Source organism: Pedobacter roseus, from assembly GCF_014395225.1.
Taxonomy (GTDB): Bacteria; Bacteroidota; Bacteroidia; order Sphingobacteriales; family Sphingobacteriaceae; genus Pedobacter; species Pedobacter roseus.
The window spans coordinates 1,072,433-1,094,464 of the sequence record NZ_CP060723.1; the positions used below are offsets into that span (position 1 = coordinate 1,072,433).

General features: G+C 39.5%; 13 protein-coding genes. 10 read left to right on the forward strand and 3 right to left on the reverse strand.

Going from position 1 to position 22,032, the window contains the following annotated elements:
* The first annotated feature begins 27 nt into the window (after nt 1–27).
* The 10 genes from H9L23_RS04935 to H9L23_RS04980 all read left to right on the forward strand — a co-directional run bounded on the left by H9L23_RS04935 (nt 28) and on the right by H9L23_RS04980 (nt 17,864).
* Nucleotides 28–3,186, forward strand: a complete 3,159-nt coding sequence (locus H9L23_RS04935; RefSeq protein WP_187593929.1) for a SusC/RagA family TonB-linked outer membrane protein — start codon at nt 28–30, stop codon at nt 3,184–3,186.
* Nucleotides 3,187–3,197: 11 nt separating this feature from the next.
* Nucleotides 3,198–4,739 carry a RagB/SusD family nutrient uptake outer membrane protein gene (locus H9L23_RS04940; RefSeq protein WP_187593930.1) on the forward strand — a complete coding sequence of 514 codons (1,542 nt, stop codon included), beginning with the start codon at nt 3,198–3,200 and terminating at the stop codon, nt 4,737–4,739.
* Entirely contained in the window at nt 4,730–5,494 is a 765-nt protein-coding gene (locus H9L23_RS04945; protein WP_246474850.1) for a fasciclin domain-containing protein, read from the forward strand. Before H9L23_RS04940 ends, H9L23_RS04945 begins: the two co-directional genes overlap by 10 nt.
* Nucleotides 5,495–5,524: 30 nt before the next feature.
* Nucleotides 5,525–7,210, forward strand: coding sequence for a DUF5008 domain-containing protein (locus H9L23_RS04950; protein WP_187593931.1), 1,686 nt, complete (start codon nt 5,525–5,527; stop codon nt 7,208–7,210).
* A gap of 26 nt (nt 7,211–7,236) precedes the next feature.
* Nucleotides 7,237–8,970, forward strand: a complete 1,734-nt coding sequence (locus tag H9L23_RS04955) for a DUF4983 domain-containing protein (RefSeq protein ID WP_187593932.1) — start codon at nt 7,237–7,239, stop codon at nt 8,968–8,970.
* Nucleotides 8,971–8,987: 17 nt separating this feature from the next.
* On the forward strand, nt 8,988–10,937 hold the full coding sequence (locus tag H9L23_RS04960; protein ID WP_187593933.1) for a M60 family metallopeptidase: 1,950 nt from the start codon (nt 8,988–8,990) through the stop codon (nt 10,935–10,937).
* Between the two features lie 17 nt (nt 10,938–10,954).
* Nucleotides 10,955–12,649, forward strand: coding sequence for an alkaline phosphatase family protein (locus H9L23_RS04965; RefSeq protein WP_187593934.1), 1,695 nt, complete (start codon nt 10,955–10,957; stop codon nt 12,647–12,649).
* A gap of 307 nt (nt 12,650–12,956) precedes the next feature.
* Complete coding sequence (locus H9L23_RS04970) at nt 12,957–16,121, forward strand: glycoside hydrolase family 2 TIM barrel-domain containing protein (protein WP_187593935.1); 3,165 nt, start codon at nt 12,957–12,959, stop codon at nt 16,119–16,121.
* A 138-nt stretch (nt 16,122–16,259) separates the two neighbouring features.
* Nucleotides 16,260–17,462 carry a glycoside hydrolase family 27 protein gene (locus H9L23_RS04975; protein ID WP_223191038.1) on the forward strand — a complete coding sequence of 401 codons (1,203 nt, stop codon included), beginning with the start codon at nt 16,260–16,262 and terminating at the stop codon, nt 17,460–17,462.
* An 84-nt stretch (nt 17,463–17,546) separates the two neighbouring features.
* Complete coding sequence (locus H9L23_RS04980; protein ID WP_187593937.1) at nt 17,547–17,864, forward strand: hypothetical protein; 318 nt, start codon at nt 17,547–17,549, stop codon at nt 17,862–17,864.
* Between the two features lie 278 nt (nt 17,865–18,142).
* On the opposite strand, the gene H9L23_RS04985 is transcribed toward H9L23_RS04980, so the two are convergent.
* From H9L23_RS04985 to H9L23_RS04995, 3 genes are all read right to left on the reverse strand, one after another.
* Nucleotides 18,143–19,021: an NmrA family NAD(P)-binding protein gene (locus H9L23_RS04985; RefSeq protein ID WP_187593938.1), complete on the reverse strand. Its 879-nt coding sequence runs from the start codon at nt 19,019–19,021 to the stop codon at nt 18,143–18,145.
* A gap of 297 nt (nt 19,022–19,318) precedes the next feature.
* Nucleotides 19,319–19,945 (reverse strand): M23 family metallopeptidase, encoded by a 627-nt coding sequence (locus H9L23_RS04990; RefSeq protein WP_187593939.1) that lies wholly within the window; start codon nt 19,943–19,945, stop codon nt 19,319–19,321.
* A gap of 242 nt (nt 19,946–20,187) precedes the next feature.
* Nucleotides 20,188–21,999 (reverse strand): IucA/IucC family protein, encoded by a 1,812-nt coding sequence (locus H9L23_RS04995; protein WP_187593940.1) that lies wholly within the window; start codon nt 21,997–21,999, stop codon nt 20,188–20,190.
* Nucleotides 22,000–22,032: the final 33 nt, after the last annotated feature.

Consider the following 22,032-nt stretch of genomic DNA (forward strand, 5'->3'; position numbering starts at 1 on the left):
ACTAAATCCAAACAAAACATATTTCCAATGAAGTATTTTTACAGCATAGTAATTTTATTGATTTTTGGTTTGCAAAATCTCGCCCTGGCACAACAGCAAATTGCGGTTACAGGTACGGTTTATGATGGCGAATCCAAAAAGAAAGAAACCATGCCCGGCGTAAGTATTTTAAGCGCAGGCAGGGTTTTAGGTCAAACCGACGGCGATGGCCGTTACAGGGTTACCGTAGCATCAAATGCAGAAATTACCTTTAAATATTTAAGTTATGTCACCCAAATCATCAAGGTAAACGGAAGAACCACCATTAACCTTACTTTACAGGGCGATAACGCTACCCTTAAAGAGGTTACGGTTACCGCTGGTTATCAAACTAAAACAAGGACTTTAACTACAGGTTCTACCGTGACTATTTCGGGTAAAGATATCCAGGGGCAGCCTGCAAGTGATATCATGTCGCTTTTACAAGGTAAAGTTGCCGGGCTTAACATTCAGAATAATACTGGTGCGCCGGGTTTCAGGGGTTCTATTACCCTACGTGGTATCTCAAACATAAACGTATCAGGTTCAGGAAGTTCGAGTTTCTTAACCCCAACTTCACCATTGTTTGTAATTGATGGCGTACCTGTTGATGACAACACCAATTATTCGTACGGCTTTCAACAGGCAGGTCCGGGTGTATCACCTATTTCTCAGATTCCACCAGAAGATATTGAAGATATTACGACATTAAAAGATGCGGCTGCTACTTCCTTATACGGATCGAGGGGTGCTTATGGGGTTATTTTAGTAACCACCAAACGCGGTAATTCTAAAGTTCCGGTAGTCCGTTATACAGGTGCATCCTTCTTTTCAATGGTTCCTCAATTGCGCAGTGTTATTGGAGGTAAAGGTGAACGGCTGTTGCGGATTAATCAGATTTTGCAGAATGATACCAGTTATAATCATGCAGTAGATGGGATCAATGATAGTCCCATTTTAGCAGATAGCTTAAATGCTTACTTTAATAATTCAACAGATTGGCAATCCTATTTTTACAGAAATACTTTCAATCAAACCCATAATGTAAGCATTTCGGGCGGTGATGTAGCATTTAACTATAAAGTAGGTTTAGGTGCCTATGATGAGACGGGAATCCAGGAGAATACAGGTTATTCGAGGTATAACCTTAACATGAATATGCAATACAATCCTACACCTAAATTTAAGTTATATGGTCAATTGCAAAATTCAATCCAAAAACAACAGGTCGGCAGCGGCAACGGTTTCTTAAATAGTGGTTTAGCCACCACTGGCCAGGCCTCAAGCCTATTGCCTTCACCATCACTATTCTCATCGCAAAGTGGGGTACTGGCACAGCTGCAAACCGATAATGATAATAAATCATTACAAACTTTTGCAACCATCAATGCAGAATACGAGCTTTTTAAGAATTTTAGGATAGCTACTTTCTTAAACTATACCAATAGCACCGGTACTAAAGATAATTTTTCACCAGCGGCGTTAAATGGAAATCAATCGAAATATTATACTTATAACGATCGCGCTACTAAGTTATATAACCGTAACCAGTTCTCTTATGTATATGGTTTAAAAGATGCTGCAGGAGAAGATACGCACACCTTTAACCTTTTTGCCTTTACGGAGATCAATTCGAGCTTTTTTAAAGCCGACGCCATACTGAACGAAAGAGGGGTTAATGATCAGTTAAGAGGTCCTTTAACCAATATGACCGATTACCTGACATCTTTAGGCGGAACCATTGATTATAACGACGCCAGGAGTGTGGCCTTTGCAGGTGCATTTTCTTATAACTATAAGCAAAAATATGTATTGGATTTTAACTATCGCTTAGATGCCAACTCGGCCAATGGAGAAAATGCCCGTTATGTTGCCAATCCATCTTTTGCCTTAAAGTGGAACTTTAATAAAGAAAGGTTTTTGCAGAACATTAAATGGGTCGATTATGCCGACATCCGTTTAAGTTATGGCTCTAACATACAGCCGGTAGGTGGAGTTTTTGATGCCTATGGTAAATATGTGGGAGGGAACCGTTATAATAATTCCAATTCTATCATATTAGATTTAAAAAGGTTGCCAAATTTAGATTTACAACCTACAAGAGCTACCACTTATAATGCCGGTGTTGATTTTAGCTTGTTCCAAAACCGTTTTTCATTCGTTTTTGATACCTATTACAAACAAAATGATAATATTTTCAGGTATAAGGATATTTCAAGTGCCAACTCCTTCGAAACAGTTGCCTCTAACGAAATCAGTAATGTAAACTACGGATGGGAATTTCAAACAACTGCCCGCCCATTAAATCCTACAAGCCCGTTTAAGTGGACAATATCAGGAAACTTAGCCATCAACAGGGAAATTTTAGCACAATTGCCTGATAATTTGAGAGATTTTATTTATTATGATAAAGCCTTACAACAAGACACTTATTATCGCCTAGGAACCAACTCGTTATCTAACTACCTATACAACACAAAAGGTGTTTACTCTACCAATGCCCAGGTACCGGTTGATCCGAATACAGGTTTGCCTTACCGCGTAGGAGGTACCGGCCGTTTAAATTATTTTAAGGCAGGAGATCCTGTTTTTACCGATCTGGATGGAAATTATGTACTTGATGGTAATGACAGGGTGATTGCTGGTAATTCTCAGCCACAGATCACAGGAGGCTTTTATTCCTACCTGCAATGGAAAAACTGGAGTATAGAGGTAAACACGTCCTTTACCCTGGTTCGCGATATTATTAATAACCCATTAGGTAAGCAATTACAGAACTATACCAATTTCCAGCAATTAGGCAGTTTGGTACCTCTGGATCAGCTGAACTATTGGAGTGCACCTGGCCAGAATGCAACTTATGCCAATCCTTTAGATTTTGTGCGTGCACGTATTATCGATCCTTTCAGGTTAAACCAAACGGTATTTCAGGAAGATGGCTCTTACTTCAAGTTAAACTCAATTAAAGTGTATTACATCTTTGATAAGAAATTTACCAGCAGGTTTGGAATGAACAGGGTAAGTATCAATGTTACTGCGGCAAACCTTGGTTTTATCACACGTTACTCCGGGCCAAACCCTGAAAATGTGACCAGTTTAGGTAGAGATGACTCAGGGGGTTATCCTTCTCCAAAGCAGTTTACATTAGGTTTAAACATTGAGTTTTAAAAATTAGACAGATGAAAAATACAAAATACATAATTCTGATTGCTGCACTGGTTTTTACTGCCTTTGGCTGCAAAAAATTTCTAAACGTAACACCAATTGAAGCACAGAGTGGAAATAACTTTTGGAAAACACGTGAAGATGTAGAGGGATTTACAAACGGAATTTACTCACGGTTAAAATCAAAAGTGGCAGGTACACCAACCTTTTTTAATGAAGATGACCGCGCATTCTTCCCTGCATTAGAAATGAGGGGCAATAAGGTTGCTATAGGGAGCTTAAGTAACGATGGCGGAAATACTTTTCTTGCACTTACAGGTAACAATATGAAATTTCTGGTTGCCAGTTCAGGAAGGTTTAATGGCATGATGAAAAACATTATGAGCTGGAAAGAATGGTACGATGTAGTGGCTGCGGCTAATATCTTGTACTTTGAAGTTGATAAAGTGCCTTCATCAAGTTTGCCCGATGCTGATAAAAAACGCTATAAAGCAGAGGCTGTTTTTTTGCGCAACCTGAGCTACATGTTTATCTGTAAGTTATTTGGCGATGCCATTTATTATACAGATGCTTACCACAGTACTCCACTTGGCAGAATATCGCAAGTAACGGTAATGAATAAATGTATTGCAGATATGACTGCAGCAAAAAATGATCTGCCAACTTTCTATAACGATGCCACATCCAATGGTTTCAGACCTACAAGAGCATCGGCAGTGGCGCTGTTAATGCATTTAAATATGTGGGCTGCAGCATGGGATACCGGAGTTAAAACCAAATATTACGATGCGGTAAAAACACTGTCTGCCGAATTGGATACTTATAGTAATTATAAGATATTGCCCATTACCCCTGCCAACACCCTTAAAATTTTTAAAGGAAGAAGTTCTGAAAATCTGTTCGGTATTTTACAGGATTTTAATTATGGAGAAGGATTTTCTTTGCCTGCAAGTATGTCATTTTACTTATCACATTACCCATATCAGGGCAATGTAACCAAAACGCAAAGTTCTATAGCTTATTCAACCGAATATATCCGTAAACTTTATCCTCCGGGATCTGCAGATGCAAGGATAACTACCTGGTTTGAAAACTATGATGCTCAGGGGGGAGCTTTCCAGTTCAAAAAATTTGCAAATATTTATTCAACCGGATCGGGTAGTGCCATATCCATCACAAGTGATGATAGTGCCATCATTTTCAGGTTACCTGATTGCTATTTGTTAACTGCTGAAGCACTTGCAGAGCTTGGCGACGAAAGCGGCGCGAGAGATTTTGCAAACAGGGTAACCGTAGCCGCCAATGCACCAATGATTACGCAAAGCGGACAGGATTTAAAAGATGAGATTTATAAAGAAAGGTGCAGGGAGCTAATTGGCGAAGGGCAGTTCTTTTTCGATCTGGTAAGAACAAAGAGGGTACTGAATTCCGATTTCACCAATGCGCCTATATCGGTAGCTAACCTCAATGCAGGTGCATGGACATGGCCGCTTACCATTACTGCTGCCGAGCGTAGTGCAAACCCAGGTTTAATTGGTAATAATTTTTGGAACTAATAGATATGATGATGAAAAAGAATTATAAAACACTGCTGTTTTTAGTAATCTGCGTATTATCAGTTTTAACCGGCTGTAAAAAATACTACATGGAAACGGGAGTACATGAAGCAAAGTATAATGGCAATATTATGCAGTACATGGAAGAAAAGAAACCATTTTTCGATTCAACCCTAACGGTGATTAAACTTGCCGGTTTGGCCGATGTGATCAGCAAAGAGAACATCACATTTTTTGCACCGCCAAGCGGTTCGATTTTTAAATCCATTAAGGGCTTAAATGTAAGATTAAGGGTTACTGGTAAAGATACCGTTTCTCAATTATCTCAGATTAAACCTGAAGTATGGAAGAATATATTATCACAATATATATTTAAAGGTAGCAACCGCTTAAAAGATTATCCTCAGCGTGATACTTTATCTTACCTCGCTTTTCCTGGTCAGGGTTATACCTCTTATAGTGGCAGGATTATGAATATTGGGGTGGTTTTTAATGATGCAGTGGTGTATAGCGATAAAGGCGAAGAACTTTCGAGGGTAGCTTATGCTGGTTACCGCCAATTGTATCTTGCCTATATTCCCGATCTGTCTAATCCTCAGGTATCATTGATCAACATTCCGATTGCTACCTCAGATATTCAGCCCACTAATGGCGTTTTGCATGTGCTAACCAAGATCAGGCATAATTTCGGCTTTAACACCAATGTTTTTATCGAGCAGGCCATATCCGCGGGTATTAATCCACCAACAAAATAGCCCTATTATCTCATCCATAAATTGAATAAAATGTTAAATAACATAAAATATAAATTTAAGCTGTTTTTGTTCGGGGCAATAGGCTTAACAACAGCTTTAGTTTCTTGCCAAAAGGAAAAGGGCCTCGGCCAGGATCCTTATGCCGGAGGTAAGAAGCCATTGGATCTCACCTTCGTTTCCAAAACAATTGAACCAGATGTGGTAAATGCAGGAGATGTTTTAACAGTAAGGGTAAAAGGCCTGAGTAAATACATCAACGATTTTAAAGTATATGTAAACGAAATAGAAGCCGAAGTAGTTACTGCATCTACCAATGATAGTACTTTAACTTTCAAAGTTCCTTTAACGGCCAGTACAGGCAGTATGTGGATTACTTCACAGGGACAAAGTTTTTTCGGTCCGATTGTTAAAGTGGGAGGCAAAGTAAGTGTTGATGCCAGCTGGAAAGTGATTAATGGTGCAACAAATAGCAGCAACAATGGCTTTAGCCCAAGTACCATATTCGATATTGAGGCTTTACCCGGGGGTAACTATTTTCTGGGAGGTGCCTTTAATGATTTTGAATTAAATGGAACTGAAAAGTTACCCATCGGAGGCATTGCACAGATTTTAGGAAGTGGAGCTTACTCCACCAGTGGCGTTAATTTTGGGAAAGGAGCAGGTGGTGCCGATAAGTCAATCTATTCTATTACGCGCATCCCAACCGGATCGCAGGCTGGTAAATACATCATCGCTGGTAGTTTTACCAGTTTTAACTCTACCCGCATCAACCGTCAAACCTTAAACAATGTGGCCCGCTTAAATACCAATGGTACATTGGATAGTTTGATCCTCAGGGATGTAATTAATCCTAAACCTCAGGAGACCTATAAAAATGGCGATACCGTTGCCGCATTTAATGCCGGTGTTGATGGCTTGGTTAGAAAAACCTTTGTATTTAACGAGCAGGTTTATCTGGTAGGTAACTTTAATAACTACAAACGCATGTATTTGCCAAACTCCAGTTATGATGAAAAAGTGTACGACTATACACGTATGCGCCAGGTAGTAAGGGTAAATATGGATGGCACCATGGATTCGACATTCCACTACAATAAATCTACCCGTCAAAGTGCAATAGGTGCTAACGGAATTATTTTAGATGCCATGATGCAAAGCGATGGAAAGCTGATCCTGGTGGGTACATTTAGTACGTTTAATGGTACGCAGGCCAATAAAATTGTAAGGTTAAACCTTGATGGTAGTGTAGATAATAGTTTTAATGCAGGTTCTGGTGCCAATAGCGATATCATTTCGATAAGGTACAATGCTACTACCAACAAAATTGTAGTGGGAGGTACTTTCACTAGTTTTAATGGTAAAGCAGCATCAGGTATTAACCTGTTAAATGCTGATGGCTCTAATGTAACAACCTTTACAGGTCAGCCCATTACCGGGGGCATTACCAATTTTGTGGGGCAGCTTAACAATGGGAAAATTATTGTAAGCGGCTCTTTTAATAAATATGGCGATTACCTGCGCCAGGGTTTTATGGTTTTAGAAGCCAACGGGCAGCTAGCAGTAGGGTATAACAATACTGGTGGTTTTCAGGGGGCAATTTACGATATGGTAGAAACCTCAGTTGCTACAGGTACGCAGGTGATTTTAGTGGGCGATATCCTTCGCTTTAACGGCACCTTACCACACAATATCATACGCCTAAATTTTGCCAATTGATCAGTATAGTTTCAAACATAAAAGAGATGAAAAAAGGATTTACATTAACAGCAACCTTTAAATACCTGGGCTTTTGCCTGGTATTTGGGCTATTCCTTATGGCCACCGGGTGTAATAAGGATTTTGAAAATACATTGCCACAAAATTTCAGAAACGATACGCTAGGTTTAGGTGCCGGTAAAAAGGTACTTTATATCGTTTTGGATGGTGTAACTGGTGCCGCAATAAAAGCATTGGCGCCCACCAATCTGGCTCAGATTAATGCCAAAGCCACCTACACTTACGAAGGTTTGGCTGATAATAAATATAACGTAATTACCAATGCCTCGGCCTGGACAACCATGCTAACCGGTTACGATTATACCAAACACAATGTAACCAGCGAAGATTTTTCGGGTTTAAACCTGCAAACTACCCCTACGGTTTTTACGAGGATTAAAAGTTCGCTCAATAATGCCAGAACGGTTTCAATCGCCTCAACAACCGTTTTTAATGATAAACTGGCTGGCGATGCAACTGTAAAACAAAATGTTGCAGACGATGCTGCCGTAAAAAGCGGAGTAGTTACCGAGTTAACCAGCAATAATCCATCAATGGTAGTGGCACAGTTTCACAGCGCTGAAACTGCCGGAGCAGCTAATGGCTATACCGCTGCAACACCTGCTTATGCGGCCGCTATAAAAAGCATAGATGGTTACATCGGCGAAATACTAACTGCGCTAAAAGCCAGAAAAGGATATTCAGGAGAGAACTGGTTGGTGGTAATTGCTTCAAATAAAGGCGGTGGCCCATCAGGCGGTGCTCCAGGTACAAATATTTTTAACGATGCTTCACGAAATGCATACATCGCTTTTTATAACCCCCGTTTTTCGTCGGTATTGATTTCACAGCCAGACCCCAATAGCTATCCATTCGTAGGCACAGGTCCACGTTTTATTGCAACAACCAATTCTAATGTTACCGCTATTCAAAATAATACCGCGATTGGCAATTTTGGTACCACAGGCGATTTTACCTTTATGTTCAAATTTAGGGATGATTATGGGCAAGCAAATTATTACCCAATGTTTTTGGCAAAAAGAAATGCTTTTAACTCCGTTTCATCTACCGGATGGGGCTTTTTGTTCGGCGCAAACTCCGCACAGTTAGATTGGGGTGGTACTCCACGTCCGGGTTTTGGTATTGATATACGCGATGGACGCTGGCACACTGTAGCTTTCACCATTGGCCTGTTAAACGGTGTAAGAACACTTACTTTGTATGTTGATGGGCTAACCAGATATTCAGGATCTATAAACGGAAGAAATATAGATAACAACATTCCGCTTCGGTTAGGTGGCGATGTAGGTACCAATGGCGATACACAAACCAATCTTTTAATCAGAGATGTAGCCTTGTTCAACGTAAACATGTCTGCAACTGATGTAGCCGCCATCATGAGAACGCAGATTAAACCGAGTACGCCGTTTTATAACAATTTACTAGGTTTCTGGCCAGGAAATGAAACAAGCGGAACCACGATGTTGGATCAATCGGGTAAAGGAAACAATTTTACTTACAGCAGTAACGTAACATTTGCTGGTTTTGAAGAAATTTCGCCAAATATCTCGCCCGATATTTCTCCTGCAGCATACCTCTCTGTACCTAATGGTGTAGATATTCCACTACTTATTTACAATTGGTTAAATATTGCTGTTTCACCTCAATGGGGTTTAACAGGCAGGTTATATATCCCAACTGTATCATTACCGACTAATTAACTTTAAATATTGATAAAATGAAATTTAATCAATTAACTAAAATATTTGGCCTGTCTATTTTGGTGGCATTTACTGCCTGTAAAAAATATGGCTATGAAGTTCCGGATGGTTATCCCGATGATTCGCAGAATGTAGCCGAAGGAAGCATCGATACCAATATGAAACTGATCGATAAGTCGATGTATGCCAAGGCAAGGGTATTTCCCGGTTTGGTAGATCAAACAGAACCCAGGGTAAAAGAGACTCAGTTTACACTTAATCTTAACTTTACCGATCAAACTGCACAAAACTTAAGAATTTCAGAAGCGCCGTCGCCACAATACAGTACAGGTTACTACGCTGCCCCGGGTGAGCTGATCAAACTTGTGGTTCCGGCAGGGGTTGACGGTTTAACCGTACAGATTGGTGCACATACCGATAACCTGGCTGGTAAATTTCCACTGCTGCGCGATCCGGTGATATATAACAGAAAAAAACTGGTTGCCGGGATAAATTATATCCGTAACCTTTACGGCGGTCATATTTACATTTTGGCTACTTTCGCTTATGCTAATCCGGTTACCTTTACCATTACTGGTGCTGTGGTATCGCCCGATTTTATTTTAGGCCAAATCAGTGATGCCGATTGGGTAGCGAAAGTTAAGGCCTCACAAGTGCCCTGGTTAGAGCTAAGGGCTAAAAGTGTTATTTTCACCATTCCAAGGGATAAGGTAATGGCTACATTTAATTCAAGCGAGCCTTTCACCAATCCAACAGCAGTATTTAGCAAATGGAATGATGTTTTCGACCTGGATTATAATTCCTGGATGGGTTTATCAGATAATGCTGCCGATATTAGAGACCGTAGCCCTCAAAGTCAGTGGCGCGGAGTACTCGATATTCAGCTTAGTTTAGGCTATGGTCACTCTGGTTTTCCTTTTGTGGGCTTAAACGATTCGTATTGGTTTGCCAGTTTTACCAGCTTAAATTCAATCTCTACCAGTTCGGGCCAATGGGGTACCTATCACGAGTTTGGACATAACTGTCAACAGGCAAATGTATGGAGCTGGAGTACTTTGGGCGAAACCACCAACAACCTGTTTAGCTTTAAAGTGGCCAACAGGATTGGTGCCAACTACAATATTCTACACCCTGCAGTTTCCAGTGGTTTTCCTAAGGCGATTACTTATGCAAGTGGTACAGGAACCAAAAACTTTGATACAGATGCTGCAATGAATACCGTGGATGAAGGGCCTTTTATGAAGATGACGCCTTTCGTACAGATTTTTGAAAAGTATGGTTACGGCGCAATGACTTATTTATATACGCAGGCCCGCCATGCTGATCGTTTAAATACGAATGATATCAATAAGCATAATTTTGTTTATGAAAAGCTATCTGATTATACTAAAATAGATCTGGCGCCATTTTTTGATGCTTGGGGGATTTCTATAAGTGATGCTGTTGTGGCCAAAGTTTCAGCTAAATATCCAATTTTAGCGAATCAGGTTTGGACTTTTAATCCTTTGAATAAAACAGGTGGTACTTCGGTAATTTCTTTTGCACCAAGTGTAACAGTAAGTTCCAGTCAGTCTAACGAAGGTAGTCCTGCAGCCATGCTTGATAATAATACAGCAACATATTGGCATTCTCAGTATAGCCCTGCACCAACTACGGCACAAGGCTATCCATATACGCTTGTATATAGCGAAAACAAAAGAATGTCTGTTAAAGGAATGTATTTCGTTCCGCGAAATTCTACTGCTCAACGGGTAAAAAATATAGAAATATTAGTGAGTAGTGATAATGTTAATTTTACAAGTGTGGGTACAACACAAATCCCAAATGCATTTGCACGTTATGAGTTCACATTTCCTAATGGACCAGTATTTAATAAGTTTTTTAAAGTTATACTGAAAGATGGCTGGAATACACCTGTGGCCTCATTCCCTTATGCAGCTATGGCTGAGTTGGGCGTAATTAAATAACCTCTAATTTAACGAAAATGAAGATTTTAAATAAATATAAATATTACACTGCTTTTGCATTGTTTATTCCACTTTGTTTCTCAGCCTGTAAAAAATATGCTAATCCACCAGCAATTTACGAAGACCTGAAACCACTCTCTGCCGGGCAACGCAAAATTTTGGTCATCAGTATTGATGGATTAACAGGTTCAGAATTACAAACTGTTGCGCCAACCAATATTACAACCCTGCAGAAGAATGCTAAATATTCTTATAGTACTTTAAAAACAGCTTCTGATGCAGCAGGATGGGTATCGATGTTAACCGGTACCAGTTTTGTGAAACACCAGATCAGTACTGATAATTTCGAACGTGCATCAGGTTCTGGTGTAGATGAGCATGCCACCATTGTATCTTACCGTAACGTATTTGATTATATTACACAATATAAATCGGTAAAAACAGCTTTCGTTACCCCGTGGGCTAATTTGCGGAATTATATGAAAAATGCAGATTTTGCACCTGTTGTGGCAAATGATATCGCTGTTAAAGACAGTACGGTGAGCATTCTAAATAGCCAAACCGGTTTGGGAACCATATTTGTAAACTTTAGAGAAGTTGAATCCGCTGGCGCTAACGGAGGTTATGTAGCTGCCAATGCCAACTATAAAAATGCCATTGTAAAAGCCGATGAATATGTTGGTAACATTTTAACCGCTTTAAAAGCAAGAAAAAATTATGCTAACGAAGATTGGCTGGTCATAGTAACCAGTAATCATGGTGGTAGCAGTGCAAACCCAACTAATGGCTTTACCTTGGTTTACAACCCTTCTTTTAAAGCATTTGAGTTAAAAAAATCAGGTTTCAATCCAGTACTTTTTAATAATGGTACGGGTAGGGCTACTTTAAGTAACGACAATAATCTTTACGACGCCGGTGAAACTAATAGTTTTACCGTTCAAATGGATGTAAAATTTAATGCTGTTCCAAGTGGATACTCAAGCTTTTTTAGCAAGAGTACTAATCTTAGTAGTCAGATAATTACTGGCTGGCAATGGGCATATTATCCTGGAGGTAAGTGGGTTGTAACTGTAGGCGGGAGTTTGAATGGTGGATCTGGTAAATCGGAAACATCATCAACAGACGCTCCTGGTACAGATTGGCATACTTTAACAATGACTGTTGAGTATATTAATTCTACTACCCGAAACCTAATTATGTATATAGATGGTAAACGCCAAAATGCAACTGCAACAAACATTATTGCCAGAAAGAGTTTAAGCACAACTGAGGCATTTAGAGTAGGCCACAGACCTGGAGATAATGATACCCCTACATCGTTTTATGGCGCTAATTTGGCTTATTTTAATACTGCGTTAAATGAAGCAACGATAAAAAGTAATGTTGGCCTTAAAGACATTACCAAACACCCTAATTATAACAATTTGGTAGGCTTTTGGCCAATGGATGAAGGAACAGAAGGCACATTTTTCAATAAAGCCCCGGTGGGTTATAATATGTCACTTTCTGGTGTATATAGTTGGGCTAATTTAGGTAATGCTTATCCTCCGGGAACAACAGCAGAGCCAGTAACTTCATCATTATCTATTCCATCTACAGTAAGTGATGTTTCTGCCTTAGCGTTATATTGGATGAAGATTAATATCCTTCCTGATTTCGGTTTTGATGGTAAACCTTACCTGAAAAACTTCGAATTAGAATTTTTAAAATAGTAGTTAGTTTAGTTAGTGAACCCTTGCCGCCGGAGGTGGCAAAGGGTTTTTTCTGTTTTAAGAGTGATAACTTTATGCTGTAAACTTAATCCTAGACCATAGAACTTAATTTTCTTAACTTCTTAATGGTAAAACTGCTACTAAATAATCAATCGTAAAACTAACAACTCTCTTTTATCCATTTCATGCTTACAAATTAACAGCTCCGTAACATCTTTAAAACTCAAACGTTTGCGCAGAAACAATTTCATCACCATAAACTAATCATCAGTAATTTGGTTCCACAAGACCAATTTTAACATACAAAATGAAAAAGAAATTAACCATTTTATTTACATTATTATTTATTGCCGGGCAGATCGGCGCGCAGGATCTGCCTTCCGAACTGCAAACTCCTGAAGTAGTTTCGGTAAACCGTTTACCCATGCGCGCATCGGCCTTTGCTTTCGAAAATCAGGAGCTGGCTGCTAAACGAGCGAAAGAAAAATCAGCCTTTTTTTTATCCTTAAATGGTACCTGGAAATTTAACTGGGTAAAAGATCCCCGCAAAAGACCAACAGATTTTTATAAAGTAGATTTCGACGATAAAACCTGGGATAATTTTAAAGTTCCGGCCAACTGGGAAGTGAACGGCTACGGCTTGCCTATTTACGTAAACCAGCCTTACGAGTTTGCCGGCCGACAGTTAACCGGAGCCAAAATGAATCCACCTTTCGATATTCCGGCAGACAATAATCCGGTAGGTTCTTACCGTAAAAAGATCAACATTCCGGCCAATTGGGATGGAAGACAGGTATTTATCAACTTAGGAGCTGTTAAATCGGCCTTTTACATTTGGGTAAATGGGAAAAAAGTGGGTTATAGTGAAGATAGCAAGCTTGCTGCCGAATTCGATATCACAAAATTTGTTAAACCCGGAGAAAATACCATTGCACTTCAGGTTTACAGGTGGAGCGATGGCAGTTATTTAGAATGTCAGGATATGTGGCGCATCTCGGGTATCGAACGCGAAGTTTATCTCTATTCTACCCCAAAAATGGATATTCGCGATTTCAAGGTGATAGGTAATCTCGATGCCACTTACACCAGCGGATTGTTAAATGTTGATCTAGCTGTAGAAAATTATAGAATAGATCAGCGCACCAACCACAGCCGTCCGGATAGTTTTTATGTAGCGCTTGATCTGGTTGATGCAAAGGGAAACAAAATTTGGAAAGACGAAACCACACTTCAAAAAGTGCTGGGTAATTTTAAAACCAACCTTTCCATTAAAACGCAGGTCAGTAATGTAAAAACCTGGTCGGCAGAAATTCCTTATCTATATACCCTGTACATTACTTTAAAAGATAAAAACAATAAAATAATCGAAGTGATCCCTCAACGTGTAGGTTTCCGTTCTGTTGAAATTAAAGGAAGCGATTTACTGGTTAACGGTAAACGCGTATTTTTAAAAGGCGTAAACAGGCACGAGCATAATGCTACCCAGGGCCATACCTTAACTCATGCCGATATGGAAAAAGATATGGAAATGATGAAAAAGCTGAATGTAAATGCAGTTCGTCATTCTCATTATCCGCCAGATCCTTATTGGATGGAACTTTGTGATGAATACGGTTTATACGTGATAGACGAAGCCAATATCGAATCACATGGCCGTTATTACAGTTTAGAAACCACATTTGCCAACGACAAACAATGGAGAAATCCTCATCTTGAGCGCATTACCAGGATGTATGAACGCGATAAAAACCATGCATCGGTAATCACCTGGTCTTTAGGGAACGAAGCAGGTAATGGCGTTAACTTTTACGAAGCTTACCAATGGCTTAAAACAAAAGATTTACGCCCTGTACAGTATGAAAGGGCAGAGAACGATTTCAATACCGATATGATCGTTCCGCAATACCCATCGCCAAATTATTTGCCGCGTTATTCAAAACAGGAAAAAGAAACCCGTCCATTTATCATGAGCGAATATGCACACATTATGGGCAATAGTTTGGGTAATTTTAAAGAGTATTGGGATGCCATCGAAAATAACCCGAAACTTCAGGGTGGTTTTGTTTGGGAATGGATCGACCAGGCGATTGATACCGTTAAAAATGGTAAACGTATCATGGCTTATGGAGGAGATTTCCCTTTAAGCGGACCGGTTGATGAGAACTTCAGCGATAACGATTTCTGCGTAAAAGGTGTGGTAACCGCATACCGAGGCATGACGCCAATGGCTGTTGAACTTAAGAAAGTGCACCAGTATATTAAAACGACCTTTAACGGCACCAATCAGATCAATATAAACAACAGCTATTTCTTTAAAGATATCAGCAACGTACAACTAAACTGGGAACTGGTAGAAGATGGAAAAGTAATCCAGACAGGTGTGGTAAGTAACTTGAATATTGGTCCACGCCAATCGCAAACCTTAACCATACCATTTAAAACCAATTATGCCGCGGGCAAAGAATATTTTTTAAATGTGCGCTACCGTTTAAAAACACCTGAGCCATTTTTAGAAAAAGGTTACGAAGTTGCTTACGAGCAGATTGCTTTGGCAGGTACCCCTAAAGCTAATGTTTATGCTGCAGGCAAAAAAGCCTTAAAAGTAGAACAAACAGCCGATAGGGCAGTAGTTAAAGGAAGTGATTTTATGATTACTTTCGATTTAACCAAAGGAACAATAATCAGTTATTTATCAAAAGGGCAAGAATTATTGGCCTCTGGTCCACAACCTGGCTTTTACCGTGCACCTACCGATAATGATATTGGTGCAGGCTTAAATACAAAATTACGCATGTGGCGTAATGTATACCAGGATAATGCTGCCGCTAATATAAAATCTACCGTAAATTCAACAGCCGATGGTTTTACCTTAACCGTTAAATCAAGCTTACTGAAAGGCGATGCCGAAACTACGCAGGAATTTAATGTTTTGGCCGATGGAACGATCAAAGTAAGCAATCAATTTAAAGCCGTAACCGGTAATTACAAAAGTTTAATGCGTATCGGTAACGATCTGCAGTTAAAAAACGATTTCAGCAATATCCAATGGTATGGCCGTGGTCCGGGCGAAAATTATATAGACCGTAAAACAGCTTCTTTAATTGGTACCTACAAATCAACGGTTTCTGATCAGTATTTTGCTTATGCCCGTCCGCAGGAAAGTGGTAACAAAACTGAAGTACGTTGGGTAAATTTTACCAATAAAGCAGGTAAAGGTTTGCGCTTCGAATTTGCCGATCAATTGTTAAGTTTTAACGCACTGCCTTATGCGGTAGAAGACCTTGATCCGGAAGCCGAGAAAAAACAATACCACTCCGGAGAATTAGTAAAACGCAACCAGATTTATGTACACATGGATCTGCAGCAGCTGGGGGTACAGGGAATTGACAGTTGGGGCTCAATGCCGCTGATCCAATACCAGATCCCGTTTAAAGATTACCATTACAGTTATTATATCAAACCGATTAAGTAACATACATAGTTCGTCATTCCCAACTCGATTGGGAATCTTAATGCTTAAGCCAGGTCTATATGTTGCATTAAGATTCCCGCCTGCGCGGGAATGACGATTATTCTCCTAAGAATTGAAGAACTATTTATCAAAGAAAATATGAAATTTATCAAAATCTGTTTTGCCCTATTTTTATTTGCTCAAATCAGCTTTGCGCAGGAAAAAATTTTAGCTTCCACACCGCCAATGGGTTGGATGAGCTGGAACATCATGTCAGAAAATCCAAACGAAAAGGACATTAAAGAAATGGCCGATGCCATGGTCAGCAGCGGAATGGTGAAAGCAGGTTATCAGTATATCTTTTTAGATGATTGCTGGCAGGGCGGTCGTGATAATAAAAATAACATCATTGCCGATCCGAGGAAATTTCCTTCGGGTATTAAAGCCCTGGCCGATTACCTGCACAGTAAAGGGATGAAATTGGGGATCTATTCTGATGCCGCTCCGTTAACTTGTGGCCAATATACTGCAAGTTTAAATTTTGAGCAACAAGATGCCAAAACTTTTGCTTCATGGGGAGTAGATTACTTAAAATATGATTATTGCAATGCACCTGAAGATGTAGAAACTGCTAAAAAACGTTATGGTACAATGGCTCAGGCACTGCGTAAATCAGGTAGGGATATTGTTTTCGGTATTTGCGAATGGGGCCCGCGCGAACCCTGGAACTGGGGCGCACAGGTTGGCGGACAAAGCTGGCGTACCACTTACGATATCAGGGATAAGTGGATGGATATTGAAGGTAAAGGTGGTGTAGGTATTTATAACGTGGTTGATAAAACAGCCGGATTGGCCAGCTTTTCTGGCCCGGGCAGGTGGAACGATGGCGATATGTTGGTAGCCGGTTTGCATGGCACAAAAGGTCCGTCATCAGCTTTTAATGGTAATGGCTGTACAAAGGCCGAATACCAAAGCCAAATGAGTTTATACAGTATGCTGAATTCGCCATTATATGCCAGCTGCGATATCCGTAAGATGGACGACGAAGCAAAAACCATTTTTACCAACATCGAAATCATTGCATTAAATCAGGATGCCTTAGGTAAACAGGCCGAAAGAAAAATCAAGACCGATATATGGGATGTTTTTGTGCGTCCGTTGGCCAATGGCGATTTTGCCGTTGCAGTGTTAAATAAATCAAGCTCGACACAAAATGCCAAAATAAATTTTGCGGAACTTGGTTTAGCCGATAAATACGAAATTAAAGATTTATGGCAGCATAAAATAATTGGCAAAAACAACAAATGGAATGGCGAGGTAACCGCTCACGAAACCAAAGTTTTCCGCTTAAAAAAAGTATAAATTTACAAAACAACAAATGGAGACCTTATAATTTTCCACCGGTAAATTAAACCTCATTCTTAAATTAACTCAAATCAGTCAAAGATGGCAGTAAGCAGAAAAATTGCTTTAAAAACCGATGAGCAGAGCAGTAACCAGCTTCATATTTACGAAGTTAACCCAATTATTTTCTACTCAGGCGAAACAGACGAACTTAACATCGAACTTTTAGAATTCAATCATGGCGAATTAATCGTTAAATCCCTGTCTACAGCAATTTTAAAAGTAAAGCAGCTTTTTATGGAAGATGAGGAATTTAATATCAAATGGAAGCAGAACGCTAAAGGTTTACGGATCACTCTACCCGATGGGTTGACTAATGACGAAAACCGCAAAAAATGTACTTTGAAGATTAAATTTTAATTTCTCTGGAGACCTATGAGGTTAAATAAGCATATTGCTTAAAAACCTCATAGGTCTTAATATAATGATGTAGCGTTTTTATTATAACATTCGTTTATGGTTAAATTAACCAATAAATTAAACGCATGCTCTATATATTAACCTCCATAGTATTGATTATAGGTTTAACCTTGGGCCATAAAGATGGCGATGAACCCATGCAAAACGGAGATTGACAGCAATTTAATAACTGCATTCGATTAATAATATCTCTTGTGGATCTTATCCGGTTCAGATTATTATTTAGTACGTTCTTTGTCTCCAAGTGCATTTTCAAGGTATTCATAAATACCCGTTTTTAGCCCCACAAGCGTTGTCCCATTATTTTCAGGATCGGTATTCCCATTTACCACAGTTTCCGTCATTTCGATAAAATTTTTCCTTGCATCTGGAGAAAAACCTATTTTTTGCAGGACCGTGTTCCAGTCTTTACGTGCAATCTGTTTTGCATTCACATCTTTGCTCAATACCCTGGCAAATGCTGCGGCTACATCGTCAGAACTTAACTTTTCGGGCCCAATGATCTCATAAATTTTCGATTCATCATCTTTTATCAGCACATTGGCTACAAATGCTGCTACATCCATAGGTGAAATCATGGGTATGGCTAAATCAGCAGGGTAAAAGGTTGGAAGTGTACTACTTTTTTTAATTTCAGGCAGTTGTGCCAGCCAGTTGCTATAATAATAGGCCGGCCGAACGAATATCTGCGGAATATTAATGTTTTTAAAAGCGTGTTCCAGCATGTACGACATTAACAAATTCCCCGTTCCTTTATCATGTTGCGCACCAATAGATGATAAACCCACTATTTTTTTAATTGATGATTGCTGGATCGCCTGATTATAATTTTCGAGAATGCTTTTGGTTTCGCCCAATACATCTTTGCTCTTTCCGGTTTCTGGTGTTAAGACGAATAGCGTATCTCCACCTTGAAAAGCATCGATTAAAGAGTTTAAATCCATTGCATCGGCTACAGCAACTTCAGCTCCTTTTGCTTTAATTTCAGAAGCTTTATCGGGATTATGTATAAGGGCTTTAACGGGTAGTTTTTTAGCCAATAAATGATCTGCAATTGCTGATCCCACCTGACCAGTCGCACCTAAGATTACATACATAACAATCAATTTTAGTTACGAGCGTCTTCTTAATCAACAAGCCGAAAAGAGTTTTAGTTTCAGGTATTTTTATTAGTGGGTTCAAAAGAGAAGTCAAGTTTACTGGGCATGGTGCCTATCAAACTTGACTTCTCTGAGAGTAATCGGTTGTTGCTTCACGCATTTCTATTAGTTGATGGCCCACCAACCAAAACTATATGTATTTTTATTAGTGGGTTCAAAAGAGAAGTCAAGTTTACTGGGTATGGTGCCTATTCAAACTTGACTTCTCTGAAATAAATCTCATCAACCCAAAATTTATTTAATATGTTCCTTAATAAAACCCTGAGGGTTATAAAACCGATCGTTCAGTTGTGTATTGTTAAAAGTTAACCAGCTGGCGCAACCATAATCATCAAATTTCTTCCTGATTTCCAAATGAAGGTGATGATAATCACCACCATATTTTTTACTTTCCTGTGGGGTTAACAACCTCGCCAGTTTTGTATTTTGATCTACCGCCTGACCATTGCTTACATAAACCTCTTTAAGGTGTTTGTAAGAAGTAAACATCGTTTGACCATTTGGCAGTTTATGCTTAACCACCACGGTACGTTGATTTTCGCCCAGATGTACAGAGCAAACTATTCCATTGGCCATGGCATAAACACTAACTAGTTTAGCTTTGGGTTGAGCAGGATTGATATCAATGGCGGTATGGATATGCCCCTTAACATAACTATCGCGGTGATCGCCGAAAATGCTGATGATTTTGATGTTGTTAACCTTTTTACGGTTAGCCACATCAAATGGGAGATACCATTGATCGGCTGTTTTTGCAGGTACAGCATCCGTATAATAAGGTTTCCAACGGTCGCGGTCTTTCTCAATCGTTGGTGTTTCGAATAAAAAGGTCGATAAAAAAAGAAATAATAATGTTTTCATGCTTTAGGAATTTAAAAGCAAGATAATGATTTTATCGATATAAACTATTTTTATAGTTTAAAAGAGTTGTCAACTTTTATAGGCTTTCGCTAGAAAGTTGACAACTCTGGTTGGAAGGGAGCGTCGTTACGAGTGCCTGCTCCAACTTCTCGGAGAGGAATATGACGAAGCAATCTTAATGCGGTCGTTAGTAGCGCTAGTTTTAAGATTGCTTCATGCCTCGCAATGACGATTTATATCAATTAAGCCAAAACATCCTCTTTCAAAGCCTCTGCCGCAGGATTAACCAAAGTCCCGATCAATTCCGGAACCGGAACATCAGTGCTTTCGCTGTAACCGTGGGTTAATAACCTTACCCTGTTAATACACACCCTGATGAATTCAGGGACGAAAAGGTCGAATTTTTCGAATTTTGAAGCTAATTCAGGGTTTTCCTGCTGAAATTCTAAAATTACATCAGCAACCTGGCGCCAGAACTGTTTTTCATCCATTCCAACATAACTATGGAAAATATTACCCAGATACCTGAAAACGGCATCAAATATGCCAGAAAGAATGAATAATGGCGCCAACTCGTCATTAATTTCCCTCAAAACATCAACAAGATCATTAGGCAATTTCGCTTTCGATTCTTCAGTTAATACAATTTCCTCCACAAAATCTTTAATGATAATCCGCTCCGGAACACCGTTTTTCATTACCAAAATCGTGTTTTCACCATGTGGACTAAAGAAAAAGGCATGTTTATAGAAAATCCTCAATACCGGTTTCAAATAAGCAGATAAATAAGCGTTTAGCCACGTTGAAGCATCTAATCCCGATTTTTCGATCAGGGCCTGTACCATGCTTTTGCCATTATCATCTACATATAGCAAACTGGCCATCGTCATGATGTTTTCACCTTCCAACAAGTAATTTTCTGCACTTTCGCGCCAAATGGCACCTAAAAACTCCTGGTACTGATATGGAGATCCCGGAATTTCACTGTACTGCGGATGGGTGTAAGCCACTGTAGCCACTTCGCCCAAAAGTACAACACGTGTTTGTTTCAGGTATTCATCTCCCTGAAGCATATCTTTTGCCCATTGGGTAACTTTTGGCGCAATGGCCAGTTTCTTAGGCGATAATCCCCTGAAAATTGAGGTATTTAAGATCGAAATAGCCGTTTTTACGTAATGCTTTTTAGGCTCACTTACATTAAAAAAAGTACGGATGCTGTTTTGGCACATATATTCGTCATTCCCAACACCAACTGGCACAATTAACTGATGAGCGATATCATGCGCCAACTGCAATACAATTTTATTGTTCCACTGCCATTCATGAACCGGGATAAAGAAATAATCTTCAGGGTTTAATTCCTGCCGGATCAAGACCTGGTTAAAATCGTGGACCTGTTTTAAGCTCAATTCTTCATTGTAAAAAGAAAACGGAGAAATGCTTTCGATACTTTTGAATTGAGCCCTTGATCGGTGTACCGCTAACCAGGCCAATTGTGTTCTTTGTGCTGCTTCTGGTGCATATTTACCCTGATCGCTATGATTAAAACCAATACGTCCTTTATTAATCGTAGCCCATGGGTGTCCATCCATTTGATGTTCTATGGTTTGGTAATCTGCATTGGCCAGTTCATCAGCCGTTAACCTGCCTTTTTCGTGGATGTAGGCATCAGCGTATAAGGTATTTAGCGTTTCTTCGATGAAATGGGCAAGGGTAAAGGGTTTGATGCCAAAAGTTTGCTGTAATTCAGTATAAAAAGCAGGCGCATTGTTTACCGCCACACTTTCGCCGCTTACGAACTTTTTGATGCTCTGCTTGTCGATATGCAGGTAATCCAAAGCACGCTGCTGACCTGAGAAAGTATAATAAATATCCTCACTATCGGTAGCCAGACGGAAATCCAAAACCCCATTTTCGTCTGTATTAACAAGTGTTGGCTCTGCTAATTTTTCGTGCATCAGTTCCACGATCGATTTTGCAATATAGTTTAGGTTTATCTTGTCCCAAACTTCTTTTTTTAATGGTTTTATATGATTGAAATTGTTGTAACTCATGGTATTATTTTTTTAAGTTGTTAGTCCAGATTT

What these genes read in the sequence shown, in the direction of transcription:
- H9L23_RS04950 (WP_187593931.1), top strand. Translation starts at nt 5,525, where the DNA reads ATGTTAAATAACATAAAATATAAATTTAAGCTGTTTTTGTTCGGGGCA.
- H9L23_RS04980 (WP_187593937.1), top strand. Translation starts at nt 17,547, where the DNA reads ATGGCAGTAAGCAGAAAAATTGCTTTAAAAACCGATGAGCAGAGCAGT.
- H9L23_RS04975 (WP_223191038.1), top strand. Translation starts at nt 16,260, where the DNA reads ATGAAATTTATCAAAATCTGTTTTGCCCTATTTTTATTTGCTCAAATC.
- H9L23_RS04935 (WP_187593929.1), top strand. Translation starts at nt 28, where the DNA reads ATGAAGTATTTTTACAGCATAGTAATTTTATTGATTTTTGGTTTGCAA.
- H9L23_RS04990 (WP_187593939.1), bottom strand. Translation starts at nt 19,945, where the DNA reads ATGAAAACATTATTATTTCTTTTTTTATCGACCTTTTTATTCGAAACA.
- H9L23_RS04955 (WP_187593932.1), top strand. Translation starts at nt 7,237, where the DNA reads ATGAAAAAAGGATTTACATTAACAGCAACCTTTAAATACCTGGGCTTT.
- H9L23_RS04965 (WP_187593934.1), top strand. Translation starts at nt 10,955, where the DNA reads ATGAAGATTTTAAATAAATATAAATATTACACTGCTTTTGCATTGTTT.
- H9L23_RS04970 (WP_187593935.1), top strand. Translation starts at nt 12,957, where the DNA reads ATGAAAAAGAAATTAACCATTTTATTTACATTATTATTTATTGCCGGG.
- H9L23_RS04985 (WP_187593938.1), bottom strand. Translation starts at nt 19,021, where the DNA reads ATGTATGTAATCTTAGGTGCGACTGGTCAGGTGGGATCAGCAATTGCA.
- H9L23_RS04940 (WP_187593930.1), top strand. Translation starts at nt 3,198, where the DNA reads ATGAAAAATACAAAATACATAATTCTGATTGCTGCACTGGTTTTTACT.
- H9L23_RS04960 (WP_187593933.1), top strand. Translation starts at nt 8,988, where the DNA reads ATGAAATTTAATCAATTAACTAAAATATTTGGCCTGTCTATTTTGGTG.
- H9L23_RS04995 (WP_187593940.1), bottom strand. Translation starts at nt 21,999, where the DNA reads ATGAGTTACAACAATTTCAATCATATAAAACCATTAAAAAAAGAAGTT.